The 12,874-nt window shown below is 63.4% G+C and carries 11 protein-coding genes; 7 read left to right on the forward strand and 4 right to left on the reverse strand.

Going from position 1 to position 12,874, the window contains the following annotated elements; translation table 11 throughout:
- Positions 1 to 137 precede the first annotated feature (137 nt).
- From RX329_RS13845 to RX329_RS13860, 4 genes are all read left to right on the forward strand, one after another.
- Positions 138 to 899: an SDR family oxidoreductase gene (locus RX329_RS13845; RefSeq protein WP_317245954.1), complete on the forward strand. Its 762-nt coding sequence runs from the start codon at positions 138 to 140 to the stop codon at positions 897 to 899.
- Between the two features lie 43 nt (positions 900 to 942).
- Positions 943 to 1,779, forward strand: a complete 837-nt coding sequence (locus RX329_RS13850; protein ID WP_317245955.1) for an enoyl-CoA hydratase family protein — start codon at positions 943 to 945, stop codon at positions 1,777 to 1,779.
- 94 nt (positions 1,780 to 1,873) lie between these two features.
- Complete coding sequence (locus RX329_RS13855) at positions 1,874 to 4,225, forward strand: bifunctional salicylyl-CoA 5-hydroxylase/oxidoreductase (protein WP_317245956.1); 2,352 nt, start codon at positions 1,874 to 1,876, stop codon at positions 4,223 to 4,225.
- A gap of 55 nt (positions 4,226 to 4,280) precedes the next feature.
- On the forward strand, positions 4,281 to 5,531 hold the full coding sequence (locus RX329_RS13860) for a flavin-dependent oxidoreductase (RefSeq protein ID WP_085349502.1): 1,251 nt from the start codon (positions 4,281 to 4,283) through the stop codon (positions 5,529 to 5,531).
- Between the two features lie 9 nt (positions 5,532 to 5,540).
- Here the strand turns inward: RX329_RS13860 and RX329_RS13865 are convergent, their stop codons facing one another.
- Together RX329_RS13865 and RX329_RS13870 are read right to left on the reverse strand one after the other, a co-directional pair.
- Complete coding sequence (locus tag RX329_RS13865) at positions 5,541 to 5,996, reverse strand: cupin domain-containing protein (protein ID WP_007601580.1); 456 nt, start codon at positions 5,994 to 5,996, stop codon at positions 5,541 to 5,543.
- A gap of 29 nt (positions 5,997 to 6,025) precedes the next feature.
- A complete protein-coding gene (locus tag RX329_RS13870; RefSeq protein ID WP_317245957.1) occupies positions 6,026 to 7,201 on the reverse strand; it encodes an ABC transporter substrate-binding protein in 1,176 nt (391 codons plus the stop codon).
- Positions 7,202 to 7,451: 250 nt separating this feature from the next.
- Here RX329_RS13870 and RX329_RS13875 point away from each other — a divergent pair, with 250 nt between their 5' ends.
- The 3 genes from RX329_RS13875 (at position 7,452) to RX329_RS13885 (ending at position 10,287) form a co-directional block, all read left to right on the forward strand.
- Positions 7,452 to 7,970 carry a MarR family transcriptional regulator gene (locus tag RX329_RS13875; protein ID WP_317245958.1) on the forward strand — a complete coding sequence of 173 codons (519 nt, stop codon included), beginning with the start codon at positions 7,452 to 7,454 and terminating at the stop codon, positions 7,968 to 7,970.
- A 147-nt stretch (positions 7,971 to 8,117) separates the two neighbouring features.
- A complete protein-coding gene (locus tag RX329_RS13880) occupies positions 8,118 to 9,809 on the forward strand; it encodes a benzoate-CoA ligase family protein (RefSeq protein ID WP_317245959.1) in 1,692 nt (563 codons plus the stop codon).
- A gap of 19 nt (positions 9,810 to 9,828) precedes the next feature.
- Entirely contained in the window at positions 9,829 to 10,287 is a 459-nt protein-coding gene (locus RX329_RS13885; RefSeq protein WP_085360091.1) for a RidA family protein, read from the forward strand.
- Positions 10,288 to 10,338: 51 nt separating this feature from the next.
- Here RX329_RS13885 and RX329_RS13890 read toward each other — a convergent pair whose 3' ends face one another.
- Together RX329_RS13890 and RX329_RS13895 are read right to left on the reverse strand one after the other, a co-directional pair.
- Positions 10,339 to 11,310: a CHAD domain-containing protein gene (locus RX329_RS13890; protein WP_085384660.1), complete on the reverse strand. Its 972-nt coding sequence runs from the start codon at positions 11,308 to 11,310 to the stop codon at positions 10,339 to 10,341.
- A 12-nt stretch (positions 11,311 to 11,322) separates the two neighbouring features.
- On the reverse strand, positions 11,323 to 12,855 hold the full coding sequence (locus tag RX329_RS13895; RefSeq protein ID WP_317245960.1) for an AAA family ATPase: 1,533 nt from the start codon (positions 12,853 to 12,855) through the stop codon (positions 11,323 to 11,325).
- Between the last annotated feature and the right edge of the window lie 19 nt (positions 12,856 to 12,874).

A 12,874-nucleotide genomic window follows, 5' to 3' on the forward strand; every position in this document is an offset into this window, starting at 1 on the left:
TTTTATACTTAAAGCAATTTTCGGGCCGGTCTTCGACGTGCGGCTGTTCGAGGGGCCGCGTCGAGCTTCGTTTGCAAAAGTTTGAAGGTTAAAATATATCGGGAAGAGCGATCAGCAGAATGCAAGGAAGCCAGCGCATGTCCGGATTACCGCATTCGCCGCACGCGCTGGTGACCGGTGGCGGTCGCGGCATCGGTCGCGCCATCGCAGCAGCGCTCGTCGAGGCCGGTGCCACGGTGACCGTCCTTGGGCGGAACGCTGCGACGCTCGAGGAGGCTGTCAGCGCAGGGGCAGCACATTTTGCGGCTGTCGCCGACGTCTCGGACGAAACCTCAATGAAAGTCGCCATCGCTCAAGCGAGTGCGCGGCAGCCGATCGATATTCTGATCGCCAATGCGGGAAGCGCCGAGTCCGCGCCGTTCGCCAAATCCGACAGCGCCCTGTTCACGCGCATGATGGGCGTCAATTTCATGGGCGTGGTCCATGCTGTCAGCGCTGTGCTGCCCGGGATGAAGGATCGTCCCTATGGTCGTATCGTCGCGATCGCGTCCACGGCGGGGCTCAAGGGATACGCCTATGTCAGTGCTTACACCGCGGCCAAGCACGCTGTGGTCGGTCTCGTGCGGTCTCTCGCTCTCGAGATGGCCGGCAGCAACGTGACCGTCAACGCGGTGTGTCCCGGCTTCACCGACACCGATCTCGTCGCCGGCAGCATCGAGAACATCATGAAAAAGACAGGGCGTAGCCGGGAGCAGGCCATTGCCGAGCTCGCGAAACATAATCCGCAAGGGCGATTGATCTCTCCTCGGGAGGTCGCGGATGCCGTGCTCTGGCTGTGCGGCGAGGGCGCCGGCGCAATCACCGGGCAGGCAATCGCTGTTGCCGGCGGTGAGATTTAGCGCGCATGGCAAAGGCGCGGAGCAAGGAAGCCAAGGAGATCGTATGAGCAGACCAGCCAATCCCGTGACCTTACCGCTTGCGGACTATTCGCCGCAGCACTTCCTGCTGGCCGTCGTCGATGGTGTTGCAACCGTGACGCTCAATCGTCCGGAACGAAAGAATCCGTTGACCTTCGAGAGCTATCGCGAACTGACCGATTTCTTTCGCGCCTGCGCGTTCGACGATGCGGTCAAGTCCATCGTCATGACCGGCGCTGGCGCCAATTTCTCGTCCGGCGGCGATGTGTTCGAGATCATCGGTCCGCTCGTGAAGATGGACACCAAGGGGCTGACGGCGTTTACGCGGATGACCGGCGACCTCGTCAAGGCGATGCGGGCCTGCCCGCAGCCGATCGTTGCGGCGGTTGAAGGCATCTGTGCCGGCGCGGGCGCGATCATCGCCATGGCGTCGGACATGCGGCTTGCGGCGAGCGGGGCCGAGGTAGCATTCCTCTTCAACAAGGTCGGCCTTGCCGGTTGTGACATGGGCGCCTGCGCGATCCTGCCGCGGATCATCGGACAGTCCCGCGCTTCCGAGTTGCTCTACACCGGCCGGTTCATGACCGCGGAGGAGGGCGAGCGCTGGGGCTTCTTCAGCCGCCTCGTCACCCCGGAGCAGGTGCTGCCGCAGGCTCAACTGCTCGCCAAGCAAATCGCGGAGGGCCCGACCTTTGCCAACACCATGACCAAGCGGATGCTAGCCATGGAATGGGCGATGTCGGTGGAGGAGGCGATCGAGGCGGAGGCTGTTGCTCAAGCGCTGTGCATGACGACGGCCGATTTCGAACGGGCCTTCGAGGCTTTCGCCAACAAGGTCAAGCCGGTCTTCAGGGGCGATTAAGCCGGGCTTTGCCGGCAGCCTGCCGCAATGGGGACTTGCGCGCAATTATTTTAGGCTTAAAATAGTTTCGCCGGGTTCATTTGGCGAGGCTCCCATGAAAGTCGCGATCATCGGTGGCGGACCTGCGGGTCTCTACGCTGCAATCCTGCTGAAGAAGCAGCGGCCGAGCGCTGAGATCGCGGTGTACGAGCGCAACCGCGCCGACGACACCTTCGGCTTCGGCGTGGTGTTCTCGGACGCCACGCTTGACAATTTCGAGAAGCACGACCTTCCGAGCTATCGCCGCATCACCCAGGAATTCGCCTACTGGGATGACATCGCCGTGCACTTCCGGGGAACGGTCCATCGGGTCGGTGGCAACGGCTTTTGTGGCTGCTCGCGGCAGAAGCTGCTCCTGATCCTCCAGGCGCGCGCGCGCGAACTGGGGGTCGTCCTGAATTTCGAAGCGGACGTCGAGGACGAATCCCGCTTCGCCGACGCCGATCTCATCCTGGTCGCGGACGGCATCAACAGCCGCTTCCGCGACAAATACGTCGATCATTTCGCGCCGGAAATCGACCTGCGTGCCAACAAGTTCGCCTGGATGGGCTCGACCAGGCCGCTGGATGCCTTCACCTTCATCTTCCAGGAGACGGAGTGGGGGCCGTTCATCGCCCATGCCTATCAATATGAAGCCGGCCACTCGACCTGGATTTTCGAGACCGATCCGGAGACGTTCGAACGCGCCGGGCTGACAGGGCTGAACGAGACCCAGTCGGCTGCGCGGATGGCCGAGATCTTCGGCTGGTTCCTCGATGGGCACCAATTACTCACCAACCGCTCTACGTGGCGCAACTTTCCGATGATCCGCAGCAAGCGCTGGGTCAAGGACAACATGGTTCTGCTCGGCGACGCCAAGGCGAGCGCGCATTTCTCGATTGGCTCAGGCACCAAGCTCGCAATGGAAGACGCGATCGCGCTGGCCGAGGCGATGGACAAGGCGCCCAGCATCAAGGCGGCGCTGGACGTCTATGAGCACGGGCGGCGCGAGGAGGTCGAGAAGACGCAGCACGCCGCCGACGTTTCGCTGGTCTGGTTCGAGCATGTCGACCGCTTCTGGGATTTCGATCCGGTGCAGTTCGCCTTCGGCGTGATGACGCGCTCGAAGGCGATCACCTATGACAATCTGAAACTCCGGGCTCCCGACTTCGTGGCGGAGGTCGAAAGATCGTTTGCCAAGCGTGTTCGTGACAGCGGTTTCGACGTCGACACCGAGAAGCCGATGGTGCCGCTGTTCCAGCCATTCCGGCTGCGCGAGATGGAGATCGCCAATCGCGCCGTGGTGTCGCCGATGTGCATGTATTCGGCGAAGGAGGGCATGCCGACCGATTTCCACCTGGTGCATTATGGATCGCGCGCGATCGGCGGCGCCGGCCTGATTTTCACCGAGATGACCTGCGTTGCCCGCGACGCCCGCATCACGCCGGGCTGCGCAGGACTGTGGAATGACGAGCAGGAGGCGTCCTGGCGCCGCATCGTCGATTTCGTCCATGCCAATTCAGCCGCAAAAATCTGCCTGCAACTGGGCCACGCCGGGCGCAAGGGTGCGACGAAGCTGATGTGGGACGGCATGGATCGTCCGCTCGAGGAGGGCGGCTGGGAGGTGTTCTCGGCATCGCCGCTGCCTTATTTCCCCGACAGTCAGGTTCCGCGCGAGCTCGATCGCGCCGGCATGAACGCAATAAGGGACGCTTTCGTGGCGGCGGCCGAGCGCGGCGAACGCGGCGGCTTCGACATGCTCGAGCTGCATTGCGCCCATGGCTATCTGCTTGCGAGCTTCATCTCGCCGCTGACGAACACCCGCACGGATGAGTATGGCGGCTCGCTGGCCAATCGCCTGCGCTTTCCGCTCGAAGTCTTCGTGGCGCTGCGGGCCGTGTGGCCGTCGCACAAGCCAATGTCGGTGCGCATTTCTGCGACCGACTGGGCCGAGGGTGGCATCGGCGGCGACGATGCGGTGGCGATCGCGCGCGCCTTTGCCGAGGCCGGCGTCGATCTCGTCGACGTCTCGACCGGGCAGACCGTGCGCGATGCGCAGCCGATCTATGGCCGCATGTTCCAGACCCCGTTCTCCGACCAGGTCCGCAATGAGGCGCGCGTGGCCACGATGTGCGTCGGCAATATCACGACGGCGGACCAGGCCAACACCATCCTGGCTGCGGGCCGGGCGGACCTCGTTGCGCTCGGGCGGCCGCATCTAGTCGATCCCTTCTTCACCATGCGGGCGGCGGCTTGGTACGGGGCGGACGACGCGTTCTGCCCGCCGCAATATCTTCCCGGAAAAGATCAGATTTTCCGCAACAGCGTGCGCGACCGGCAGGATCTCGAGGAGCTGAGAATTAAGGCTAAGCCCAAGACCCGGGCCGAGCTCAAGGCGGAGGCGACAAAGCCGCTTGCGGCGGAGTGACCGCCCGTGCGAATTTGGCCGCGTTGCCTGGTGTGTACCGAGTGGAGTGAGGGCGATGAAGGCGATTATCGTCGGTGGCGGTATCGGTGGTCTCACCACCGCATTGATGCTGCGCTCGCGGGGCCTCGCTTCCGAGATTTTCGAGCAGTCTGACACCATCCGCGAGCTTGGCGTCGGCATCAACACGCTGCCGCATGCCATGCGCGAGCTGGCAGGCCTCGGTTTGCTCCAGCAGCTTGACGATGTCGCGATCCGCACCGACCAGCTCTATTACCTCAACCGTCACGGCCAGGAAGTCTGGCGCGAGGCTCGCGGCATCGACGCCGGCCATGACGTGCCGCAATTCTCGATCCACCGCGGTCGACTTCAGGGCGTCATCCATCGTGCTGTCGAGGAGCGGCTCGGGCCGGAGGCCATCCACACTGGCTGCCGCCTCGGTGCCTTCACGCAGGACGAGAGCGGCGTCACCGCTTACTTCTTCGACCGCTCAGGCGCGCACATCCATACCGCGCGCGGCGACATCCTGATTGGTGCCGACGGCATCCATTCGCGGGTCCGTGACACGCTGTTCCCGAGCGAGGGGCCGCCATGCTGGAACGGCCTGATGCTGTGGCGCGGTGCGCGGGATTGGCCGCTGTTCCTCACCGGCAAATCGATGATTGTGGCCGGCGGGCTCAGCGCTAAGGTTGTGATCTATCCAATCGCGGAGGGATCGAGCCCGGCGAGCCGTCTCACCAACTGGGCGGTGCTGGTGAAGGTCGGCGAGGGCAATGTCCCGCCGCCACGAAAGGAGGACTGGTCGCGGCCGGGCCGGCGCGAGGAACTGATGCCGCATGTGGCGCGCTTTTCGGTGCCCTACGTCGACGTGAAGAGCCTGATTTCGGCCACGCCCGAGTTCTACGAATACCCGACCTGCGACCGCGATCCGTTGCCCTATTGGTCATCGGGCAGAGTCACGCTGCTCGGCGATGCCGCGCATCCGATGTATCCGGTCGGCTCCAATGGCGCCTCGCAGGCGATCCTCGATGCGCGCTGTCTCGCTGACGCGCTGGTGCGCGCCGAACATCCGCGCCAGGCATTGCTTGAATACGAGAAGAAGCGCCTGCCCATGACCGCGGACATCGTCCGCTCCAACAGGCGTGGCGGTCCCGAGGGCGTCATCGACGCAGTCGAGCAGCTCGCGCCTGATGGTTTCGACAATGTCGACAACGTGCTGAGCTATTCCCAGCGCGAGGCGATCGTGCGCGGCTATGCCACCAAGGCTGGCTTCGCCGCAGTGCCGGGACTTGCGGCGGTGCGGGCTTAAGATGCCCTGCTAGCCGCCGGGAGGCGGCGGCAGGAAGTGGATGTTGAACTCGGCGGCCATCGCCACCACGTCCTCGGGCTTCTGTTCCTTCATGTTGTGGAGGCCCCAGAACAGGTCGAACAGCTTGCGGGTCGGTGACACCCAGAACAGCACCTTCGCGGTCTGCTCCGACTTGTTGAAGATGCCGTGCGGCACACCCATGCCGAGCCGGATCAGGTCGCCCGCGGTCGCCTGCGACTCGGAATTGCCGAGCATGAAATCGAGCTTGCCCTCCAGCATATAGAGATATTCATCCTGGTCGGGATGGATATGCGGCGGCACGAACGTGCCCGGCGGCAGCGTCGCATGCCAGGAGAAGCTGTGCTCCGTGTTGCTCTTCGGCACATAGGTCTGGCCGAGGATGTTCCAGGAGATGCCCTGGATTCCCTCATTGGCCCGTGTAATGCCGGTGATTTCGCTCTTCATTGTGATCCTCCCTCAACGCGCCGTGCGGCTTAGTTCGCCGCCTTGCAGTCCTTGGCGTAGCGGTCGCCGTAATTCTCAAAGACTTTCTGAACGATCTCGGTCTGGAACTTGCCGTCCGCGCGCTTGGCGACCTTGGTCAGGTAGAAATCCTGGATCGGATAACCATTGGTGTTGAACTTGAAGGCGCCGCGCAGCGAGGTGAAGTCGGCCTTTTTCAGAGCGGCCGCGACCGCAACTTTGTTCGAGAGATCGCCCTTCACGGCCTTGACGGCGCTGTCGATCAGCATCGCGGCATCATAGGCCTGGAAGGCGTAGGTGCCGGGCACGCCGTTAAAGGCGGTCTCGTAGGCGGCGACGAACTTCTTGTTCTGGGGATTGTCGAGATTGGGCGCCCAGTTCGCGCCGCCGAACATGCCGACCGCCGCGTCCTGCTGCGCCGGTAAGGTCGATTCATCCACCGTGAAAGCCGAGAGCACCGGAATGCTGTCGGCGAGGCCGGCCTGCTTGTATTGCTTGACGAGATTGACCCCGAGGCCGCCGGGCATGAACGTGAAGAGCGCATCGGGCTTCTGTGACGAAATCTTGGAAAGCTCCGGCTGGAAGTCCAGCGTGTTGAGCGGCATGTAGGATTCCTCGACGATCTCACCCTTGTAGTCGAGCTTGAAGCCGGCGACCGAGTCCTTGCCGGCCTGATAATTCGGCACCATCAGATACATGCGCTTGTAGCCGCGATCCTGCGCGACCTTGCCGAGGATTTCGTGCACCTGATCGTTCTGATACGAGGTCACATAGAAGAACGGGTTGCAATCCTTGCCGGCAAAAGTTGATGGGCCGGCATTGGGGCTGATCAGGAAGGTTTTCGATTCCGTCACCGGCCGGTGGATCGCCTGAAGGATGTTGGAGAAGATCGGGCCGACCACGAAGTCGACCTTGTCGCGCTCCAGAAGCCCCTTGACCTTGGTGACCGCTGCGTCCGGCTTCAATTCGTCGTCGACCACGACGACCTCGACTTCGCGGCCGCCCATCTTGCCGCCGAGATCCTTGACCCCGAGCGCAAAGCCGTCGCGAACCTGTTGGCCGAGTGCAGCGGCGGGTCCCGACAGAGTCACGATTACCCCCAGCTTGATTTTCTCCTGAGCGAGGGAAGGGCTCACCGCGGTGCCAAGCAGCAAGGCGGCTGCGGCCAACGTCATTTGCGTCTTCATGATCTGTCCCCCGTGACAACAGGACTTGCGCTGCAAGCCGCTACTCCAATCCAAGTTTATGCCGATGATTGCTGCCGCGGCAAGCGAGCTCAAAGCGTCGTCATCCGGCGGGCAGCGGTGCATGCAAGCGGCGCGCCAATTATTTGAAGCCTAAAGAAATCGGCATGCGGTCGATTGTTGCGGCTTTACGCTTGCAGCCGGCGTCGATTTATTTGAAGCTCAAAACGTGGGGGATCCGTGCCGGGCGCCAATGCCGGCCGCGAGTGACTGCATCAACATGCTCGATTCCGAGACCAAGGCCGTCGAAACTCCGGAGGATCACGCCGAAGAGCTTCGGCTGTGGCTACGCCTCTTGACCTGCACGACCCTGATCGAGGGCGAGGTTCGTGGCCGGTTGCGGCAGCGCTTCGACGTCACATTGCCCCGTTTCGACCTGATGGCGCAGCTCGACAAGGCACCCGACGGCATGACGCTGTCCGACGTCTCCAAGCGCATGATGGTCTCGAACGGCAACGTCACCGGTCTGGTCGAGCGCCTCGTGGAATCCGGTCATCTCGACCGCCGCACGTCGGAGACGGACCGCCGCGTCCAGGTGATCCGGCTGACTAAACTCGGTCGCGCCGAGTTTCGCAGAATGGCCGCGGAACACGAAACTTGGATCGCCGATCTCTTCGCCGATCTGACGCCGAAGGATGTGCGCGAATTGATGCGGCTGCTCGCCAAGACCAAGGCATCGGCGCAGAAATCGGCCGCTCGCCGCCGGGCGTAGGTCCGCGGCTGAGGCACCCACCAATCCCGTTTGCCGCCGGAAAAAGCATGGGATGCCCAAAATCCGCTATTGCGCGAAATTGCTTTAAGCCTAAAATGTTTCCGAGTGAGTGCTGCCGGGTGCTTTCCATGCTGAAAGGAGCGTGCGATGGCCAACGCCGCCAAGGTTCAAATCTCGGGCTCGCATGACGACAATGCCGCGACAGCCCATGTCGATGCGTTCGCGCGGCAGCATCTTCCGCCACGCGAGCTCTGGCCGGAATTCATCTTCACACGACCGGAACTGCAATATCCGCCCCGCGTGAACTGCGTCAGCTATTTCCTAGACCGCTGGGTCGAGCAGGGACATGGCGACGCTGCCTGCGTGATCAGCCCCGCCGTCAGCTACACCTATCGTGAGCTGCAAACGCGCGTGAACCGCATCGCCAATGTGCTGGTCGGCAAGCTTGGTCTCGTCACCGGCGGGCGCGTGCTGCTTCGCTCGGCCAACAATCCGATGATGGTCGCGACCTATCTGGCGGTGATCAAGGCCGGAGGCATTGTGGTGGCGACGATGCCGCTGTTGCGCGCCAAGGAGCTGTCCTATCCGATCCAGAAGGCGGAGATCACACTCGCGCTCTGCGATGGCAAGCTCGCCGAGGAAATGGAGAAAGCGAAAGCCGCAGCCCCCAGCCTCAAGCGCGTGGTCTATTGGGGCACCGGCAGTGGCGACTCGCTCGAGGCGCTGATGGGGGATGCAAGTCCGGAGTTCAAAGCTGTCGATACTGCATCCGACGACGTCTGTCTGATCGCTTTCACGTCGGGCACGACCGGCGATCCCAAGGGCACCATGCATTTCCACCGTGACATGCTGGCGGTCTGCGATGGTTATGCGCGCAACATCTTGCGGGCGGAGCAGACGGATCGCTTCGTCGGCTCGGCACCGCTCGCCTTCACGTTTGGCTTCGGCGGCGTGCTGTTTCCGATGCACATCGGTGCCTCCTTTGTCGTTCTGGAGAAGACGGCGCCCGACGACATTCTGAATGCGATCGAGCAGTACAAGACCACGGTCTGTTTCACCGCGCCGACCGCGTACCGGGCGATGATTGGCAAGCTTCCGGGCCGCGATATTTCCTCGCTTCGCAAATGCGTGTCCGCCGGCGAGACGTTGCCCAAGCCGACATTCGATGCCTGGCTGAAGGCGACCGGCATCAAGCTGATGGACGGCATCGGCTCGACCGAGCTGCTGCACATCTTCATCAGCGCGACCGAGGACGACATCCGGCCCGGTGCGACGGGCAAGCCGGTGCCGGGGTATGAAGCGAAGATCGTCGACGATTCCGGCAATGATTTGCCGCCGGGCACGATGGGACGGCTCGCGGTCCGCGGGCCGACCGGATGCCGCTATCTCGCCGACGAGCGGCAACGCAAATACGTCCAGAACGGCTGGAACATCACGGGCGACACCTATCTGATGGATAGCGACGGCTATTTCTGGTATCAGTCGCGCTCGGACGACATGATCGTGTCGGCCGGCTACAACATCGCAGGCACGGACGTCGAGGCGGCGCTGCTCACGCATCCCTCGGTCGTCGAATGCGGGGTCGTCGGCGCGCCAGACGAGGCGCGCGGCATGATCGTGAAGGCCTATGTCGTTGCCGCGCCGGGCGTAACGCCGGATGCCGAGCTCGTGGCTGCGTTGCAGGAGCATGTCAAACGCGAGATCGCGCCATACAAATATCCGCGCGCGATCGAGTTCGTGACGCAGCTACCGAAGACCGAGACCGGCAAACTAAAGCGCTTTGCCCTGCGGCAACTGGCGCAGACCGCGGTGCCGTCCTCCGGCGTCGCGGCGGAATGAGAAGGATAGAGAATTGTCAGTGACCACGCCGAAAGGCCCGCACCTCGCGGTGCTGCCGACAACAGCCGAGGATGAAACCCGATCCAGGGCGCAGGTGCTCCAGCCGTCCGGTTGGCCGGTACCGAAAGGCTATGCCAACGGCATGGCCGCCGAGGGACGCATCGTCGTCACTGGCGGCGTCATCGGCTGGGATGACGAGGAGCGTCTCGCGGAGGGTTTTGTCGCGCAGGTGCGCCAAACCCTAGGCAACATCGCCGCGATCCTCGCGGAGGCCGGTGCGCAGCCCGAGCATCTGGTGCGCCTGACCTGGTACGTCGTCGACATGGACGAGTACCTGACGAACCTGAAAGAGCTCGGCAAGGCCTACCGCGCCATCTTTGGCGCGCACTACCCGGCGATGGCGCTGGTTCAGGTCGTCCGGCTCGTCGAGAAGGCGGCGCGCGTCGAAATCGAAGCCACCGCCGTCATTCCGCGCTGAGCCGACGGCTGGCCCAGCTCGTCTTTTTTAGGTTCGCCTTGGCGAGATCACCTAGTTCTCAGGCTCCGCATCCGGCGCAAGATCGGCGGAGCGGAACGGCTTGGCCTTGTCGAGTTTCCGGTAGGCGCGCGAGGCGGTCCGCAACAGTTTCTTTTCGCGCTTGCGGTTGAGGAAGCGAATGCCCGCCTCGGGAACGGCCTCGTTCAATGACGCCGCCAAGGTTTGCCCTCGCGCATCGTCATTCAATCGCCCGAGGGACTTTTGCGCCTTGCGCAATTGCTTGAGGATCGACTGCTGCTTTGTCAGCGACTCGTCTGCGAACAGGTCCTCGAGCGACTCGATCGAATAGGTCAGCCGTTTGTTGAGAAGCCGCAGCTTGTGCCGTTTCTCGACATCGAGCTTGCGGAGCTTGCGTGCTTTCTTGAGCAGCGTCTTTTCCCATTCCGTGAGTTTCGCTGTTGCGTGGTCGGCGAGCGTGCAGCGGCGTAGCCTGATAGCTTCCTTGCTGCGCCGGGTCGACCAGAGGCCGCTCTCGATCCAGGCTGACGTCTGCTCGACGAGATGGCGATACCTCGCGGATTGCAGCGCGCGCGCCAACTGGCGATGGCTCTCGGCGCGCTTCTCATCCCAGTGCTGGAGCTCGGCAATCACGGTCAACTCGCCGCCACTTTCGGCGATGACCCGTTCGATCGCCACGTCGAGGTCCCGTACCACCCCGAGCTGGCTGTTCAGCCATTTCAGTTCGGTCCAGACCTCCGGGCGAAGGGCGTCATCGACCATCGGCGAGAAGAAGCGGATGGCGGTGCGCAGATGCGTCAGTGCAATCCGGATCTGGTGCAGTGCCTCGGGATCGCCGCGGCAGGTGCCGTCATGCTGGGCGCGAACGGCGGCGAGGTGACGGCGGGCGATGATCCGGAACGCCGTGTCGCAGACCATGCCGGGGCTGAGGCGGCCGGGCAGGGCATTGCGCCTCGCCGCAGGCTTGACGCGCGCGGCCGTCGAACTCGTGCTGGGTCGCGCCATTTGCAGATTGCCTTACTTGCTCTCGGCGATCGCGTCCCGGCAGTTCTGGAGCGTCTGCTCTTGCGTCCCGGATGCATCGATGGTCGCCCAACCGACATGGCCGATATTATAGTGCTCTTGCAGCGCGGCAACCTCTTGCGTGGCGTCGGATGCGTCGCCCCGGCGGCCCCCGATCCGCGCCTGCCGGGTCGCGAGGTCTGCAACCAGAAACAGGCCGCTCAGCGGGACGTTGCGCTCGCGCGCCAGGGTGGCGACCGCGTCTCGTTCGCCCTGACGGGCGAACACGCCGTCGATGATCGCTGAATGGCCTTGCGCCAGCACCCGCCCGGCGTGCTGAGCCAGCATGTCGTAAACGCGGGCCGTGACCTCCGGCGTGTATGCGGATGCCGGCAGCCGGTCCGTTTCCTCGACCCCTAACATCTGCTTGCGGACGAGGTCGCTGCGCAGCACGACGGCGCCCGGCCGCGGCGTAACGTCCGGCGCGAGCGCGCGTGCCAAAATCGTCTTTCCGGTGCCTGACAATCCGCCGATTGCAATCAGCCGGCGAGCGGGCGGCTGGATCAGCGCGCGGGCGAGGCCAAAATAGCGCCGCGCCCCGTCGAGAATGCTGGGATCATCGGAATGCGGCGGCTTCAGCCGTGCCAGCGCGACCTGGGCGCGGATCGCCGCCCGGACGGACATGAACAGCGGCAGTGCGGAGAGCGCGTCGAGATTTTCGACCGGAGTCGCGGCGAGATAGCGGTTCAGCACGATGTTGGCCGCGCGTGCCTGATTGTGGTGCAACAGATCCATCAATCCGAATGCGAGATCGTAGAGCACGTCGGTGGTTGCCATCCGGGCGTCGAACTCGATGGCGTCGAACAGCACCGGCTTCTCGTCGATCGACACGATGTTCGCAAGATGCAGGTCGCCATGGCAGCGGCGCACGAAGTCTTTTCGGCCGCGCTCTTCGAGCAAAGGTCGGAGGCGGAGGAACATTGCTTGCGAGTCTCTGCCGAGTTCTGCGATCTCTTCGGCTTCGAAATGATTGCCGGTCCGCAGGCCATTGCTGTTGCCATCGATCAGGCCGGGGATGGAGGAAACCCATGCGTTGCCGTCGGCGCAAACAGCCTGCGCATGCGAAGCCGCGATCGCGTCGGCGACAGCCGAGGCAAAAGTGTCATCCAGCGCTCCGGCCTTGGCCAGATGATCCAGCGTCCGGCTTTCGTCGAAGCGCAACATGTCGACCGCATACTCGATCGGCCGGCCGCTTCCGTCGACCTTCACCGATCCATCGGGCTCTTCCGTGATCGCCACGACGCGGTGATAGATCTGCGGCGCCAGCGGCCGGTTGATCCTGATCTCCTCCTCACACGCCGCCTTGCGCTTCTCGAGCGTTGAGTAATCGAGGAATGGAAACTGCACGGCGCGCTTGATTTTCAGGGCGCGCCTGCCTTCGAGGAAGACCGAAGCTGCGTGCGTATCGATCCGCCTCACGTTCGGATGACCCGCGGAATTGGTGAGCGCCGCAAAGATCCGGTCCTGGGTCGCAGAATCGTCTGTCATTCCAGCTGGTACGTCCAGA

Source organism: Bradyrhizobium sp. BWC-3-1 (assembly GCF_032917965.1).
In the GTDB taxonomy this organism is placed as follows: Bacteria; Pseudomonadota; Alphaproteobacteria; order Rhizobiales; family Xanthobacteraceae; genus Bradyrhizobium; species Bradyrhizobium canariense_D.